This window comes from Mycolicibacterium sp. SMGY-1XX (genome assembly GCF_059132455.1).
Map to the genome: position 1 here is coordinate 58968 of NZ_CP101139.1, position 14786 is coordinate 73753.

17 protein-coding genes are annotated in these 14786 nt (G+C 66.2%); 8 read left to right on the plus strand and 9 right to left on the minus strand.

The window, feature by feature from the left end:
• Positions 1-113 precede the first annotated feature (113 nt).
• Genes NL241_RS00235 through NL241_RS00245 form a run of 3 tightly spaced genes read right to left on the minus strand, consistent with a single transcriptional unit; the run spans position 114 to position 1389 of the window.
• Positions 114-629 (minus strand): metallophosphoesterase, encoded by a 516-nt coding sequence (locus NL241_RS00235; RefSeq protein ID WP_494396449.1) that lies wholly within the window; start codon positions 627-629, stop codon positions 114-116.
• Positions 629-1258: a hypothetical protein gene (locus tag NL241_RS00240; protein ID WP_494396450.1), complete on the minus strand. Its 630-nt coding sequence runs from the start codon at positions 1256-1258 to the stop codon at positions 629-631. The genes NL241_RS00235 and NL241_RS00240 overlap by 1 nt, the downstream gene beginning before the upstream one ends.
• Positions 1222-1389, minus strand: a complete 168-nt coding sequence (locus tag NL241_RS00245; protein ID WP_494396451.1) for a hypothetical protein — start codon at positions 1387-1389, stop codon at positions 1222-1224. The genes NL241_RS00240 and NL241_RS00245 overlap by 37 nt, the downstream gene beginning before the upstream one ends.
• A gap of 203 nt (positions 1390-1592) precedes the next feature.
• Here NL241_RS00245 and NL241_RS00250 point away from each other — a divergent pair, with 203 nt between their 5' ends.
• The 6 genes from NL241_RS00250 (at position 1593) to NL241_RS00275 (ending at position 6099) form a co-directional block, all read left to right on the plus strand.
• Entirely contained in the window at positions 1593-1790 is a 198-nt protein-coding gene (locus NL241_RS00250) for a hypothetical protein (protein WP_494396452.1), read from the plus strand.
• 279 nt (positions 1791-2069) lie between these two features.
• Complete coding sequence (locus NL241_RS00255; RefSeq protein ID WP_494396453.1) at positions 2070-2354, plus strand: hypothetical protein; 285 nt, start codon at positions 2070-2072, stop codon at positions 2352-2354.
• Between the two features lie 502 nt (positions 2355-2856).
• Complete coding sequence (locus NL241_RS00260; protein ID WP_494396454.1) at positions 2857-3063, plus strand: hypothetical protein; 207 nt, start codon at positions 2857-2859, stop codon at positions 3061-3063.
• Positions 3064-3254: 191 nt separating this feature from the next.
• Positions 3255-4319, plus strand: coding sequence for a hypothetical protein (locus tag NL241_RS00265; RefSeq protein WP_494396455.1), 1065 nt, complete (start codon positions 3255-3257; stop codon positions 4317-4319).
• A complete protein-coding gene (locus NL241_RS00270) occupies positions 4316-4516 on the plus strand; it encodes a hypothetical protein (protein ID WP_494396456.1) in 201 nt (66 codons plus the stop codon). Before NL241_RS00265 ends, NL241_RS00270 begins: the two co-directional genes overlap by 4 nt.
• Positions 4513-6099, plus strand: coding sequence for a hypothetical protein (locus NL241_RS00275; RefSeq protein ID WP_494396457.1), 1587 nt, complete (start codon positions 4513-4515; stop codon positions 6097-6099). The genes NL241_RS00270 and NL241_RS00275 overlap by 4 nt, the downstream gene beginning before the upstream one ends.
• A 526-nt stretch (positions 6100-6625) precedes the next feature.
• On the opposite strand, the gene NL241_RS00280 is transcribed toward NL241_RS00275, so the two are convergent.
• Positions 6626-7351 carry a Type 1 glutamine amidotransferase-like domain-containing protein gene (locus NL241_RS00280; protein WP_494396458.1) on the minus strand — a complete coding sequence of 242 codons (726 nt, stop codon included), beginning with the start codon at positions 7349-7351 and terminating at the stop codon, positions 6626-6628.
• Positions 7352-7842: 491 nt separating this feature from the next.
• Here NL241_RS00280 and NL241_RS00285 point away from each other — a divergent pair, with 491 nt between their 5' ends.
• On the plus strand, positions 7843-8928 hold the full coding sequence (locus NL241_RS00285) for a GGDEF domain-containing protein (RefSeq protein ID WP_494396459.1): 1086 nt from the start codon (positions 7843-7845) through the stop codon (positions 8926-8928).
• A gap of 6 nt (positions 8929-8934) precedes the next feature.
• Here NL241_RS00285 and NL241_RS00290 read toward each other — a convergent pair whose 3' ends face one another.
• Entirely contained in the window at positions 8935-10050 is a 1116-nt protein-coding gene (locus NL241_RS00290; RefSeq protein ID WP_487692095.1) for a GGDEF domain-containing protein, read from the minus strand.
• 131 nt (positions 10051-10181) lie between these two features.
• Here NL241_RS00290 and NL241_RS00295 point away from each other — a divergent pair, with 131 nt between their 5' ends.
• Positions 10182-10442: a hypothetical protein gene (locus NL241_RS00295; RefSeq protein WP_494396460.1), complete on the plus strand. Its 261-nt coding sequence runs from the start codon at positions 10182-10184 to the stop codon at positions 10440-10442.
• Positions 10443-10452: 10 nt separating this feature from the next.
• Here the strand turns inward: NL241_RS00295 and NL241_RS00300 are convergent, their stop codons facing one another.
• Genes NL241_RS00300 through NL241_RS00315 form a run of 4 tightly spaced genes read right to left on the minus strand, consistent with a single transcriptional unit; the run spans position 10453 to position 14745 of the window.
• The gene (locus NL241_RS00300; RefSeq protein WP_494396461.1) at positions 10453-11538 is read right to left on the minus strand and encodes a glycerate kinase; all 1086 of its coding nucleotides are present in this window, start codon (positions 11536-11538) and stop codon (positions 10453-10455) included.
• Complete coding sequence (locus NL241_RS00305) at positions 11526-12434, minus strand: sugar phosphate isomerase/epimerase family protein (RefSeq protein WP_494396462.1); 909 nt, start codon at positions 12432-12434, stop codon at positions 11526-11528. Before NL241_RS00305 ends, NL241_RS00300 begins: the two co-directional genes overlap by 13 nt.
• Entirely contained in the window at positions 12431-13600 is a 1170-nt protein-coding gene (locus NL241_RS00310; RefSeq protein ID WP_494396463.1) for a dihydrodipicolinate synthase family protein, read from the minus strand. The genes NL241_RS00305 and NL241_RS00310 overlap by 4 nt, the downstream gene beginning before the upstream one ends.
• A complete protein-coding gene (locus NL241_RS00315) occupies positions 13597-14745 on the minus strand; it encodes a Gfo/Idh/MocA family protein (protein ID WP_494396464.1) in 1149 nt (382 codons plus the stop codon). The genes NL241_RS00310 and NL241_RS00315 overlap by 4 nt, the downstream gene beginning before the upstream one ends.
• Positions 14746-14786 lie beyond the last annotated feature (41 nt).

Consider the following 14786-nt stretch of genomic DNA (forward strand, 5'->3'; position numbering starts at 1 on the left):
ACTGCAAGCTCTTTGTCTCCCAGCTGTTATAACGCTGTTGGCTGTTGGCTACCTCAACTCGTGAAGTAAGTTACTAATCTGTCCAACTGAGACCGGTGTGAGCGCCCAGGCGTCTAAGCCGACGTGGATACTGTGCTGTTCGCGACGCGTAGTGCTGTGTGTGTGTCCTGGAGCAGCCAGGATCCGATATCCGGTAGCCGCCACTGGTCGTAACGGCCGCCAGCGTCCTCGTTTCCGGCTGTACCGGCGTATGGGAAGTGGGACAGCAGAACCTCACAGCCTGCGATCTTGCGGCGCGCTGATTTGGCGACTGATGTGAATACATCCAGGTAGGCGGGCAGTGCCTTGTGGGCATCGCGGTGCATAGGGTGTACGCCGTCGTGGTTGCCGGCGATGAGGTGCTTGGAGCCGGGTCGCTCGGCGAGCCACTCCAGGGCGTGACGTTGACTGCCGCGCCCGCCGCCGGAGATATCGCCGAGAACCCAGACGTCGTCGAGGGGTCGGATGCGGGTATCCCACCGCAGGGCGAGTTCGTCGTCGTGAGCTTCGGTGGTGTCGAAGCCACGTAGTCCGGAGACGAGGGCATGCCCGAGGTGTAGGTCAGACGTGAACCAGGTTTCAGAGCGCATTATCGCTGTCTCTGCCAGCATTGGTCGGGCCTCCGCACATCATGGGCAACGATCTCGGCGACCGGTGGTGGCGTGCTCGATGGATGCTCACGTCTGCCACTCTCGCACCCGATACCGATGGTCGGCCAGTCTCCGGTGCCCGCGCCGTTCCGAGTCCGCAAGGCCGGTGGCGGTTGGAATGGTTGCCTCACCGAGTCAGCGGTTTCGTGGTCTCGTTTGTGCGCTGAGAGCAGGTAGGTGACCGCCTCGACGACATCCGGGCCGATCTCGTTCAATGCGTCGCCGACGACCAGCGAGTGCTGTGCGCCATCTTGGTCGGCATACCGAAACAACTGCTCGAACGCAAAGACCGGCTTTAGCGCCACCTCGGTCTGCCTCGGCCGCGTGGATCTGGCTAACTCGCCCCGGGCCAGGACCGATCCCTTGGCGACGAGACCCTGGTTGACGGTTGAGGCCACGCTGCCGGGCGGCTCCGGTTCAACAGTCACACCGCCCATATTGACCTGGGTGGTGGCCACGGTGTTGAGCAACTGGTTCTTCTCGGAATTCGACAGGAACTGCAGGATGTGCAGCGGATACAGCGTGCCTGTGCCTACGGCGTTGAACGGCGGACTGCTCTCCTCGGCCAACGGAGTCCCCCACGGCCGGTGTCGGGGTCATCGGCCGCGATCTGCTCGACGACCTTGATGATGCCGTGCAGCGCCTCGTCCTCGGTGGGCGCCAACCAGGACAACGAGGGGAACTCGGCGACCAGGCCCACGAACTCGTTGTCCGCCGGCGACCGCTCGACCTGGTAGGTGAAGTCCGAGCTGGCGGCGGCCTCGGCGGACCGCGTGCGCCGCAGATGGTTGCGGATGGTGGTGACGATGAACGCCGCCCGCTGCCGGGGGCTCTGCCCATATCCGGGGGCGGTGATCGTCCAGTGGCGATGAGGTCTCCCTTGGCTATGCCGGGCTGCTGCTCGTGCAGATCCAGTTCGATGTCCCAGTTCCCGCCCCGTTCGCGGAAGTAGAAGCTGTGCCCGTCGACCTGGCCTTCCCACTGCTCGGGCACCTGGCCGCCGTGGCGGCCCACGACGACGCCCGGCTGATCGGCCAGCCACGCTTGCAGGTCCGCCTCGGCAGCGTGTTGATCGGCCTGAAGCCGCCGACCTTCCGGTGAGCGCCGGAACTCGTCCATGTGGTCAAGAAACCCCTGGAAGGTCGCTGCGGATCGCCAGCGCCGGTCCCCCGATGTGTTCTCCGTGTCGTCGGGCATCAGCGGGGTCACTTCTGCGGCGGGTCGAGCAGGGCGCGGGCGCGCGCCGCGGCCGGCTGAGACCAGCACGGCTGATAGCCGCCTGGCGGTGGGCGCCGCCTGGTCGACCCCTTGGGTCTCGGTGCTGAGGTGCTCCTCGTCCGCCTCGCACACTTGTCACTCCCGCAGGCGAGACTGGCGCGCATGACGGACACCGAACCACAGTGGCGTCACATCTGCGAAGTGTGCGGGGTGGAGGAGATCCTGACCCCGGCCGAAGCGTTCGACCTCGGATGGGACTATCCGCCGCGCATGGGCCAGTTCGGCGTCGTCGGCCCCCGATGTTGTCCTCAATGTCCCAACATGAGAACGGTGTGGTGGGCTCTGGCGATCGATGGCTACACCGAGGACATGCTGACCGACATGCAGCGGGCTACCGTCAGGCGTATCGCCGGTGAACCAGATTCCGTTGCCGTGGTCGATGATTGAACGTAATCCCCAGATCTGAGACGAACGAAGCTGCATGTCCCGTGTCCCGTCCTGGACTCTCGTCACTGTCGACGCATCAGCGCCGGCGACACGCGCGCGAAATACTGTTTGTGCTGACCTCTCCGAAGCTGTAGTTGGATGTTTTGATCTGCATTGTCGAGTCCCGTGCGCAGGCGCTGGCGGCGGTCGCGAGTTCGATCAACCCTAGGGCATTATTTGTCTCAGGAGGTCGAAATATGTTGTTCAACAACGGGTATGCGCACAGAGCGCGTGCGTAGAGTGGAATCGTGACCTGAACAAGGACCATCTCGCCGCTACGGCGCCTGGCTTTCGAAGTTCACCACATACGGTAAAAGATCACACCGGCTCTTGCGAGAAGCCTTCAACAGCAACGTATTCAGCGTGACAGTTCGGTTAATCTACGGCCGGGAATCTCTCGACAAATCTCCGGGACTCGACGGGAGCTGCGATGGGCAGGCCGCGTAACGGGCGCCTTTCACGGGTGCGAGTCGAGTTCAGCCTGCCACCGGCAATCGCCGAAGCCGTCTACACATATGCGGACTGCGCCGACATCACGTTGTCGCAGGCCGGACGTGAACTCCTGAAGCTGGCGCTGAGCCAGCGGGGAATCGATCGCGGCGAGTCTATCGAGAATCCGCTCAATCCTGTTGCCCCCGAACGGAATTTGGGAGGTGCATCGAACAACTAGCTTGAGTGCGGTAACGGCACTTCCCGCGGCATATGTCGCCCAGAAATGCCGAAAGCCGGGTTGCAGCCCGGCTTCCAGACAAACAAAGAGTTCTCAGGCTCTTCAAACCCTCCAAGGAGGACTGTGTTCAGTTCAGCGTGCCCACGCACGATTGTCAACCAACCACGCCGCGTGATCGGCAGTGGTCGCTGATGTCCCGAATCAAGAGGTTCACCCCGGCCGATGCGTCGGTGAGTGTTCCTGACGCGGCACCGCCCGAGCCGCTTCTGGAAGCGGCATCGGCGTTTATGCAACGCGCCGCCTTAACGCCGGTGCCGGAGCCGGGCCCCGATCTCGAAGAGCGCATGGCCATGCTTACCGCGATCACGATCCGCTACCCGGACCCCGAGATCGCCAGGGAAGCGGTTCTGCAGGCCGCGAAGGTCCAGTGCATGACCGACTTCAGCTGCGAAACGACAGACATGAAGTCGTGCGCTGAGGTGGCACGGCATCTGGCCTGGGCCGCCGTCGGTGGCGTCGTCGATGCCAAGCGAGCTCTCAAACGCGGACCTGTCGACGAGCGACTGGAGGTCACCGGAGCGCAGAAACCCCGAGGTCATCGGCAAGTCCGCCACGTCCTCTACACCGCGGGACGCTTGTTCCATCCCCGGGAGTACCCGCCAGAGCGGGTAACGCCGGTGGCGCGGACGAAGCGGAAGGCAGCCAGTTACGACGAGATCCGCTCTTTCTATAGGGTCGTCTGGGAATTGCCCACCCCGCTGGGGATGCGAGCGCTGGCGTTGGCGGATCTCAGCTACGGCGTCGGTGCCCGCGCGGCCGACTTCAAGGTGCTGCGAGGAACGTCGATCACGACGGTGCGCTCACATGGCCGAGCGATCTGCGTCGTCGCCCTGCCCAACGTCGCCGGCGGCGTGCGGCAGGTACCGGTCCTGGAACCCGGCATCAACTCCCGGCTCATCGGATTGTCGGCCCGAGTCGGCGACGGCTTGGTGCTGGCCCCTAACGCCGAGTTTGCTGAACGCAACATCGTGAACCGCATCAGCGAAAAGCTGACGAACAAGGGATATCCACCGGTCAGGGCGGCGGCGCTGCGCAACCGGTGGATTCTTGACATGGCCGAACGGCGCATACCGACAGCGATGCTGTTGCAGCTAGCGGATGTTGCGGACTTGAGGGTATTGAGCGATCTGCGAAAAGAGTTGCCGAACTTCAAGATACGGCACGCTATCACCATCCAGCAGGACAGCCTGCGATGATCGCCGCACGCAAACCGGAGTGCATCATCGCCGACGACCTCTTCAACTACGCCCACCACCTGGTGTGGGAATCCGGGGTAGCCGAACTCATCGACGATCAACACCCTCATCGTCGAGAGGCCGTCGGGCGACGCCCACAAGGCATCGCCTATACGACCACCGCAGTTCTGGTATCGCTTCTCACAGAGTCATTATGAAACGCCCTCCCACACTGACGGGCATCCTGCAGACGATTGCGGAGCTCACCCCGGCCCAACTCACCGCAGTCGGCATGCACGACCAGGATTGCTCGCGGATCTGGCGACAACACCATGCGGAGTACAAGCGCTTCACCGCCTGGTGGACACGCAGACTCAGGCCTTTCGATTCCTGGGCTGACCTGCCGGCCCGGCGCATGACCAATGCCCAACATCTCGCCCGTCTCGAAAAGCGCACCGATGAAGAACGCGAGCATGCTGAACGCGCCGCACGACTTGTGCACCTGGCCATCAACCGCCTCGTTGCGGCGTCCGTGGAGGTCAAGAACCCAGAAGGCTGCCGGGGAGACCTGGTCGTCGACGGCACCCTTTACCTCGTCGCCAAACAAGACGGCACGATCGGCGTCGCCGACGACAAGATGCGCGGCGCCGTACCGAGTGCGAACTACCACGTGCGCGACCGCAAGTCTGCGGCCGGCGACGGCACGGGCACCACCCGCCAGATCACCTATGCGGGGATGACCCTGGAAATGACCGGACTGACCCGCATCGGCAAGCCCACCGCGATGCACGCCGTGGCCCCGGTCTTCGTCGGCATCGCCATCCACTACGGCACCTCAGGAAGCCCGGAAGGCATGGCTGATGCGCTCGAACAAGCCGAGGCCAACGATCTGACCGGACGTCCCGAAAGTCTCCGGGCCAAGTGGCCGTTCATGACATCGGACATGGCCTACAACACGAAGGACAAAACTGCCGACATCCTGCTCGAACGTCGCTACAACTTCGTCGGCCGGTTCCCCAAGGGCTGGGGGATCGAATGCCCCTCAACGAAACCTGCCGGAGCGCCCGCCTCCGAGCCCGAGCCAGGCGCTCTCCAATGGGCCGGGGCGTCCTTCTGCCCCGCAGTCCTGGCGAAAATCAAAGGCCACAGTGCACCGAAGATGGAGCACCTCCTAAGCAGCGATCAGTTCCGCCTCCACGACAAGCGGTTGCGGCGCATCCTGCCCTACCTCATGGGCTACAACTCACGGCCCTTCTACGCACAAAGCGGGCACGGCAGGCCCGTTCTGGGGCGCTCACGCAAGCAAGTGGTGAAGGTCAAACTGGTCTGTCCGGCGGCGCTGGGGAACGTCATCTGTCCACTCAAACCCGAATCCATGCAGTACGGCCGTCGCGGAGTCCCGGTCGCGGAGCCGACCTGGCAGGCCCACGAACGTGGGTGCTGCGCCAAGTCCAGCGTCATGGTCACCCTCACTCCGGATCAGTTCAAACGCGCGCAATGGGATCTGGTACCCGGGAGCTGGGAACACGCGGTGTACTTCGAGGCAGCTCGCGCGCTGACCGAGCAGCGGTTCAGCCACCTCAAGTCCGCCCACGTGACAGGGCTGAGGCAGCTCACCGACGGGCCGCGGCGCGACCCGATGATCAAGCTGATCCTGGCCATGGCTGTCGTCGCCTCCAACCGGGAAAGTCAAGCAAACTTCGACCCAGCCAAGGTCAGGGGTGAGTCCATCGACATGCGGATGCGTCAGCTAGCCGCCGACCTCGGCCACGAGCCCGCCCGAACACCCCCAAGAACCTAGAAGCATCTCCGCACGATGGACCGCGCTCAACAGGTGCGGTCCATCGTCATTTCCGCAGCTCGGAAAAGTCGGTGGAATGAAACGGCACAACTTCACCGAATCGCCACAGAATGCACCCTGCCAGCGGAAACGCTAGGTTCATAGTTTGCGAGGAGGAGCGCTGATGCCACCAGACGCGACCGAACGAAGGCCAGAGCGGCACCACCGAAGTCGTCTTCTGATCCTGGATAAAGTCGGTGGAAAAATCGCGAAAAGTCGGTGGAATCAGCCGCCGGATTGGCACTCTGACCTGCATTTGAGCTCCACACACCGCGAGCGGTTCTTTGAACCGCAGGCACAGAGGTCACGAATTCGAAAGAGTTCGTGACCTCTGTGCTTTGCGCTGGTCTGGCGGGACCCACAACACGTGATCGACCGTGAGTGTCCCGATCAAGGTTGGCCCGGGGGCGCGCAGCTGGCAGCGTGGCGGTCGTCGGCAATCCGGGCAGCGGCGGGTGTGACGGCAGCGGTGTTCGCACCCGACGGGTCAGAGCAGCCGCACGTCCAACGTGGTCTCGACCGCGGCGCCATCGACCGCTTCAACGAAATATGCTGCCGCGCCGCCCTTTTCGGTCACCGCCTCGACGAACTCGGTGCCGCGGTACAGGACCCCGGCGCCGTCGTCGGTGGCATACGCGGCGGGCAGCGTTGCATCCGCGACGAGCCGGTGCAACAACGGCCTGCGCTGGTCCTCGGAGTCGTAGTGCACGCCGTTGGCGTAGGGAACGAACCCGAGCCCGTCGGTCACCGGCCGGAGCTCGGGGCCGAACGAATCGGTGGTGCCCCCGGCGTGCCAGCAGATCGAGCCGGCCGAGATGCCGGTCAGGACAACACCGGATCGCCAGGCGCTGTGCAGCGCGGTGTCGAGTCCGTGTAACCGCCACATCGCCAGCAGGCCCGCGACACTGCCGCCGAACACCCACACCACGTCCTGCCCGAGCAGATGCGCGGTGACGTCGTCGACGTTGGGCATGGGGAACAACGACACGTGTGAGACCGAGAACCCTCGAACCTGAGCGGCTTCGGTGAGGTAGTGCAGCACCGCCTTGTCATCGCCCATGGCCGTCGCCAACAGGCACACCTTCGGCGCCCGGCCGGTCACCCCGGACAGTTCCACGGCGAAATCGGTCAGTGCGGTGAAGGCCAGCCTGGTTCGCCGGCCCGCACCGATACCACCGCTGGTGGCCAGAATGGTGGGTGCGTCGGCAGGCATACGACGACCCTAGCGGGACAAGTGGTTTCGGGGCTCACGCGCCGATGTGGTGGCTGCGCGGCTCGCTTGTCGGACCCCGAGCGGATGCTGGTCGCAACTACGAAAGAAAGGCGCGGCCATGTGCTGGCAATGCGACAACCCGGCGCCACCATCGACTATCTGGACCACCTGCGTGACACGATCCGCGTCCACGGCTGGGCGGTTCAGTATGTCGAAGACGACAAGAGACCGTTCGCGGATACCGTCGGACTGCATCACGCGGACGTCCTGAACTGGCGCCGGTGGTCAGCCGGCGCCCGCGGTGTCATCGAGGAGCACTGGAGATCCGCGTCCGTCGACGCCGTTCGGCCGCTGAACGCCTGTCATCTACGCTGTGAGCAGTTTGCCCACGAAATAGAACGTGTTTCAGCCGGGCGACCTATCCTGCGTTCATCTCGGTGGGCGGGGAACTACCGATTACGGACCGACGCGGGGGCAAAGGTTCTCACCAGATGGTTGCCGAAGTATCGCTGATCACCTCGATCAAACGGTGGTGGCGTCAACCGGATTCCTACCACTGGATCAGTAGCTACCTGCGCGCCCGCGGCATGCTGAACATCAGCCGGACGCTCATCGCCGCCATCACGTTCTCGCTGGGCGTCGTGGCCGCGGTGCTGATGCTCAGCCCCGGTGCGGTACACGGCCCGATCCTGCGCACACTGGCGTGGACCGCAACGGCAGGCACTCTGGCCTGCGGTGCGTTGTGGTTGATCCGCTGGCCCACCAAGCGGCAATCGATCGCGTTCATCCTGTCGATCAACCTGTGCATCGCGGTGGTGTGCCAGACGCAGGCCAACGCCATGGTCGGGTTGATCGGCTGTGTGGCCTTCGCGATCACCGGGGGCTACATCGCCTGCTTTCACGGCGCCAGCTTCATGGTCTACAACTTCGCGGTCGCCATCTATCTCAGCGTCGTGCAGGCCACGGTGTACGGATTCGGCGGCGACACCGCAGAGGTGCTGGCGGCGCTGCTGTTCGTGCTGCTGATGAACACCGGCGTCCCGTTCGGGGTGCAAGCGGTGGTCCACGTACTGGGCATCGACCTGCTGCAGGCGCGCCACGACCCCCTCACCGGGCTGCTGAATCGGCGGGCCTTCTTCGAGCGCGTCGACGAGGTGTTGCACACCGGCCGCGCGGCGCCGTGCTACCTGGTGATCATGATGGTGGACCTCGACCGGTTCAAGCTCCTCAACGACACCAGCGGACACGCGGTGGGAGATCAAGCGCTGATCGCGGTGGGCCGGGTGTTGACCTCGCTCGGTCGAGGCGGTGTGGTCACCGGTCGCGTGGGCGGCGAGGAATTCCTGGTGGCCGACTTCGCCACCGACACCACCCCGCGGGCACTGGCGCAGCGGATCTGCGACGCGGTTGCCGCGCTGCCCTTCCCGATCACCGCAAGCGTGGGCTCGGCGACGGGCCGTGTCGACCATCTGAGCCCGGAGGCCAAGCAGGACATCGTGGGGCAGCTGTGCACCCGCGCCGACGCGGCCATGTACATCGCGAAGCGTTCCGGCGGCAACCAGGTGCGGCACACCTGAGCCGGGTCAGTTGTCGCGGCGGTCGTCCAGGGCACGCAGCGGCGGGCACTCCACGTACCGCACCTGATCACCGCCGGCCAGCCGGGCGTCGAACATGGCCACCGTCGCGATGGTGACCATCTCGTCGAGGACCTCGTGATACGGGGTGTTCGCCAAGCCCTTCAGGGGAGTGCTCACCACGCCGATGCTGGCCGTCAGCCGGGGCGGGGTGGTGGCGATGGCACTGCGCACCCGGTCGACGAGCGGACTGACATCGGTGGTCTGGAAGGTGTCGGAGATCAGGAATTCCTCTTCGCCGATGTGTGCTACCACGGCGTCGCGGCGCGTCACATCGCGCAAGGTCTGCCCGACGGCCACCCGGGCCCGGTCGGTAGCCACTCGGCCCTCGGTCTCGCCGAGCAGACGGAAATGGTCCAGGGTGGTGACGGCGATGATCAGATAGCGGTCATCGCCGCGGTTGCGCGCTCCGATCAGTTCGCTGGTCTGGAGATAGAACGCGTCCTTGTTCAGCAGCCCGGTGACCGTGTCGATGTCGTCGCTGAGCACGTCCACCTCGAGCATGTGCACCAGTGTCTGGCAGGCGACGGGCACCACGATGTTGATGCCGAGGATGAACACCCCGGTGCACGCGCCGAAGACGATGTCGCGGGCCGCGGCGAGCTGGGTCGCCGTCACCGCGATGGTCACCACCGCGATGACGACATTGGTCAGCACCAGCCGCGCCGTGTGGAACAACCCGACGTAGGCGCCGAGGATGGCGAACGCCGCACCGGCCGTCGCGTTGGCCACCACGTCACCACCGGTCAGGCAGGTCAGTGCGATGAGCAGGCTGGAACACACCACGAAGGCGCCCGACGCCCGCCGGCTCGGCCAAGCGGGCCGCAGCCAGAACAACGCCATGACCAGGCAACTGATGGTGATGAACACCGACGCTGACCGGCCCAGCGGGTCTTGCGGTCCGGACGGGCTGGCCAGCATGAACAGCGGGACCAGGCCCATACCGAGGGTGGTGGCCGCGACGGCCCGGCACACCGCCGCCTGGGCTCCCTGGGCGGCCAGGTACGCGGTCATCCAGTAGTAGTGGTCGGGGTGGTGCCACCACCTCTGAAGACCTTCGGGCATCCGATGCCTCTCGACGCCGCCCAATGACAGTTCGGTGACCCCCCGCTCACCAGGCGTCCAGCGAAGGGCGATTGAGTGAGGCTACCTGGGTGGGCTGTGATTGCTGTAGTCAGTGGGCTAACGTCGCCACCATGGCAGAGACCTTCGACGAGATCCCGATCGATCAGGTGGCCGAAGGCGACCTCGTCGACAGGGACGGTAAGAGCGCGAAGGTGGTGCACAAGGACGACACCACCGACAAGGACGGCGCCGCCTCGATCCTGGTGACGTTCGAGACCGACAACGGCGAGACGTTCGACATCGAGTACGCATCCGGAACCGTGGTGCGCCGATTCCCCGAATCGAAATGGGAATCCGCGCAGAGCCCCACCCCGCACACCGACGCGGAGTAGGCCCGCGCCCTCACCCGGTCAGCTGCGCGCCGATCCGGCGCAGCAGCAGCGCGGTCTGCTCCGGGTCCGTCGAGGTATCACTGTCGGTCAGATCGGCGACGGCATGGATGCCGGCGAACGGAGCCGGGTCGGCGCCCAGGTCGTTACGGCCCACCACTGCGACGACGGGTAGCTGAGCCGCACGCTCGGCGATCGCTGCGGGCAGTTTCCCGAACAGGGTCTGGCTATCGAGCCGACCCTCCCCGGTGATCACCAGCTGGCACTCCTGCACCCGGCGATCGAACTCCAAGAGATCGAGGAAGTACTCGGCACCTGAGGTCACCGCGGCGCCCAGAAGCAGCGCCGCGAACCCGCACCCGCCCGCCGCTCCGGCACCGTCGGCCTCGGCCAGAGCGCCGGGCCACCCGGACCGTTGCGCGGCGCGCGCCAGGTTCATCAGCCCGGCGTCGAGCTGCGCGACATCGGTGGGGGAGGCCCCTTTCTGCGGACCGAACACCGCGGCCGCGCCCGAGCCGCCGGTCAGCGGGTTGCTGACGTCGGTGGCGACCAGGACGTCGACAGCGGCCAGGTCGACGGCCGCGCTGCGCTCGATGTGGTGCACCCGGGACAGATGTTCGGCACCGGGCGGCACCGCACGGCCGGTGCGGTCGAGGAAGCGGTAGCCCAGCGCGGCGAGCATGCCGGTGCCACCGTCGGTGCTGGCACTGCCACCCAGCGCCAGCACCAGGCGATGCGCGCCGAGGTCCAGCGCCTGCCGAATCGCTTGTCCGAAGCCGAAACTCGACGCCCGGTGAGGCGCCAACACTCCGGCGGGCAGGGTGGACATGCCGCAGGTGTCGGCGATCTCGACCACGGCGGTGCCGTCACGCATCGCGATGGTCGACGTCCGGGGTCGGCCCAGGGCGTCGGAGACCACGACGGGGTGGGCACCGAATCCGGCGGCCAGCGCGGCAGCGACGCTGCCGTCGCCGCCGTCGGCCAACGGCAGGCAGACCGACTCGACGCCCGCTTCGGCCAGGCCGGCCGCCAACTGCGCCGCAACGGCCGTTGCGGGCAGGCAGCCCTTGAACTTGTCGGGGGCGATCAGGACCCGCATGCCAGATGCGGTTCGACGAGTTCGCAGTAGCGCCGGATCATGGTGGACACCACGTCGGCGCCGGGGGCGGCCCAGATATCGGCGTTGAAGATCTCGACCTCCACATCGCCGGGGTAGCCGGTGGCGGCCACCGCGGCGGTGAAGGCGGCGAAGTCGATGTGCCCGTCGCCGACCATGCCGCGTGAGAGCAGCGCATCGGGGGGAAGCGGGGTGATCCAGTCACCGATCTGATAGCTGGTGATGCGATCACCGGCACGGGCGATCTGTTCGAAAATCCCTGGCTCCCACCATAAATGGAAGGTGTCCACGACGACGCCCACCTGGTTGACGGGAAACTGCTCGGCGATGTCGAGGGCCTGACTCAGCGTCGACACCACGCCGCGGTCGGCGGCGAAGATCGGATGCATGGGTTCGATTCCCAGGCGTACGCCGCGCTGACCCGCTTCGCCGGCGAGTTCGGCGATGGCCTCGGTGGCGCGAGCCCGCGCGGCGACCAGGTCGCGGTCCCCGGCCGGTAGGCCACCCGGAACCAGCACCAGCGTGGGTGCACCCAGTGCGGCGGTCTCGTCGAGGGCCCGCAGGTTCTCCTCGTGTGCCGCCCGGCGCTGCGCAGGTCCGGCGACGGTGAAGAAACCTCCGCGGCACACCGAGGACACCCTGAGCCCGGCCTGCCGGATCCATCCGACCGCCGTGCTCAGCCCCACCTCGGCGACGGGCTCGCGCCACACCCCGATCGACGGCAGCCCGGCCTCGGCGCAGCCGTCGACGGCCGAGCGCAGATCCCACGAGGCCGTCGTCCGCTGGTTCAGGGACAGCCGGGCCAGCCGGTGGTCGCCGGGACCGGGGGTTTCCACTCTGGCCGCCAGTCCGGACGGCACATCCAGGACCTCGGTCATCGTGAGATTCCCTGCACCCGAAGCCAGTTGGTCATCCGCTCGATCGCCAGATCGGGATCGCGCAGCACCCGGGCGTCGTTGGCCAGGCGGAACAGTGTGGACAGGTGCACCGCGCTGCGGGCGCTCTGCAGACCCGCGACCATGGTGAAGCCGGGCTGCAGGCCGTTGAGCCACGCCAGGAACGCGATACCGGTCTTGTAGTGATAGGTGGGTGCCTCGAAGATGTGCCGGGACAACGCCAGCGTCGGGTTCATCGCCGCGTCGTAGCCGGCGACGTCACCCCGGTCCAGGGCGGCCAGGGCGGTCGAGGCGGCCGGAGCGATGGCGGCCAGTGCCCCCAGCAGGGCGTCGGAGTGGTGGGTGCCGTCGCCACGGATCAGCTCCGGATAGTTGAAATCGTCGCCGGTGTAGAGCCGCACCCCGGTGGGCAGCGCGGCCCGCAGCCCGATCTCGTGTTCGGCCGACAGCAGCGACACCTTCACCCCGTCGACCTTGTGGCTGTGGGCGTTGATCAGCTCGAGGAACGTCGCGGTGGCGGTGGCTGTCTCCGTGCTGCCCCAGTAACCGCGCAGTTGCGGGTCGAACGCCTCACCGAGCCAGTGCAGGACCACGGGCCGCGACACCTGCTCGAGCAGGCGGCCGTACACCGTCAGGTAGTCCTCGGCGCTGCGCGCGATGCGGGCCAGATGCCGCGAGGCCATCAGGATCACCTCGGAACCGGTGCTCTCGACAAAGGCGATCTGCTGGCTGTAGGCGTCGATGACCTCCTGCAGCGAGGCCAGGGTGTCGCGATGGTCGGTGCCTGCACCGGAGGCGATCCGGGCCCCGACGGCCAGGGCCTGCTCGGCGCTGCGCCGGATGAGTTCCTGGGTGGCGGCCCAGTCCAGGCCCATGTTGCGCTGGGCTGTGTCCATGGCCTCGGCGACACCGAAGCCGTACCGGAACAGGTCGCGGCGAAACGCCAGGGTGGCATCCCAGTCGACCGCGGCGGGGGCGCCGGGAACGTTGTCACCCCACGGATCGGCGGCCACGTGGGCCGCGGCGAACGCCTGCCGGGTGGCAAAGCCGCCGGGATGTTCGGCCCAGTCTGTCGGCGCCGCCACCTGCACGGTGTCCCAATCACCTTGTGCAGTGGGAAGTTCCACGGCCAGCGTGGAGGTGGTCATCGGCTCAGGTCTTCCATCTCGATCCGGCGGCCCTCGTCGGAGGACTTCAGCCCGGCCTCGACCAACTGCAGACCCCGCACTGCGGACATGAAGTCGTACGGGTGGGGCCGGCCCTCGAGTACGTCGGTGAGGTAGCGCTCCCATTGGGCGCGGAAGCCGTTGGTGAAGGTCTGGTTGTCCGGGATCTCGTCCCAGTCGGCGCGGAAGTCGTGGTCGGTCGGCAGGTCGGGATTCCACACCGGCTTGGGGGTACGGACCCGCGGCTGGATCCGGCAGCCGAAGAGGCCGGCGACGGCCGAACCGTGGGTGCCGTCGACCTGGAACTCGACGAGCTCCTTGCGCTCCACCCGCACGGCCCACGACGAGTTCATCTGCACGATGGTGTCGCCCACCTCGAAGATGGCGTAGGCGGCGTCGTCGGCAGTGGCCTCATAGGGACGGTTCTGCTCGTCCCAGCGCTGGGGGATGTGGGTGACGGCCTTGGCGATCACCGAGTCGACGCGGCCGAACAGGTGCTCGATGACGTAGTTCCAGTGGCAGAACATGTCCAGCACCATGCCGCCACCGTCGGCGGCGCGGTAGTTCCAGCTGGGCCGTTGCGCGGGCTGCAGGTCGCCCTCGAACACCCAGTAGCCGAATTCGCCACGGACCGAGAGGATCCGGCCGAAGAAGCCGGAGTCGACCAGGCGCTTGAGCTTCACCAGGCCGGGCAGGTAGATCTTGTCGTGGACGACGCCGTTGATGGTGCCCGCGGCGTTTCCGGCCTCGACCAGTTCCAGACCCTCCTCGACGGTTTCGGCCAGCGGCTTTTCGGTGTAGATGTGCTTGCCCGCGGCCAGGGCCTTCAAGATCGCCTTCTTGCGCTCCGAGGTCACCTGGGCATCGAAGTAGATGCTCGAGGTCGGATCCGCGAGGGCGCCATCGAGATCGGTGGTGTATTCGGCGATGCCGTGGCGGTCGGCCAATTCAGCGAGCTTGCCGGCGTTGCGGCCGACGAGGATCGGCTCGACCTGAACCCGGCGGCCGTCGGCGAGCTCGAGACCGCCTTCATCACGGATGGCCAGGATGGACCGGACCAGGTGCTGACGGTAGCCCATGCGTCCGGTGACGCCGTTCATGATGATGCGGAGGGTGTCGTCTGTCATGCGGCTACGGTAAGCGCTTTCCAAATCGGTGGCAAGAGCCG

Coding starts and splice junctions, on each gene's coding strand:
- NL241_RS00235 (WP_494396449.1), bottom strand. CDS start 629: ATGCGCTCTGAAACCTGGTTCACGTCTGACCTACACCTCGGGCATGCC.
- NL241_RS00255 (WP_494396453.1), top strand. CDS start 2,070: ATGACGGACACCGAACCACAGTGGCGTCACATCTGCGAAGTGTGCGGG.
- NL241_RS00265 (WP_494396455.1), top strand. CDS start 3,255: ATGTCCCGAATCAAGAGGTTCACCCCGGCCGATGCGTCGGTGAGTGTT.
- NL241_RS00270 (WP_494396456.1), top strand. CDS start 4,316: ATGATCGCCGCACGCAAACCGGAGTGCATCATCGCCGACGACCTCTTC.
- NL241_RS00275 (WP_494396457.1), top strand. CDS start 4,513: ATGAAACGCCCTCCCACACTGACGGGCATCCTGCAGACGATTGCGGAG.
- NL241_RS00280 (WP_494396458.1), bottom strand. CDS start 7,351: ATGCCTGCCGACGCACCCACCATTCTGGCCACCAGCGGTGGTATCGGT.
- NL241_RS00285 (WP_494396459.1), top strand. CDS start 7,843: ATGGTTGCCGAAGTATCGCTGATCACCTCGATCAAACGGTGGTGGCGT.
- NL241_RS00290 (WP_487692095.1), bottom strand. CDS start 10,050: ATGCCCGAAGGTCTTCAGAGGTGGTGGCACCACCCCGACCACTACTAC.
- NL241_RS00295 (WP_494396460.1), top strand. CDS start 10,182: ATGGCAGAGACCTTCGACGAGATCCCGATCGATCAGGTGGCCGAAGGC.
- NL241_RS00300 (WP_494396461.1), bottom strand. CDS start 11,538: ATGCGGGTCCTGATCGCCCCCGACAAGTTCAAGGGCTGCCTGCCCGCA.
- NL241_RS00305 (WP_494396462.1), bottom strand. CDS start 12,434: ATGACCGAGGTCCTGGATGTGCCGTCCGGACTGGCGGCCAGAGTGGAA.
- NL241_RS00310 (WP_494396463.1), bottom strand. CDS start 13,600: ATGACCACCTCCACGCTGGCCGTGGAACTTCCCACTGCACAAGGTGAT.
- NL241_RS00315 (WP_494396464.1), bottom strand. CDS start 14,745: ATGACAGACGACACCCTCCGCATCATCATGAACGGCGTCACCGGACGC.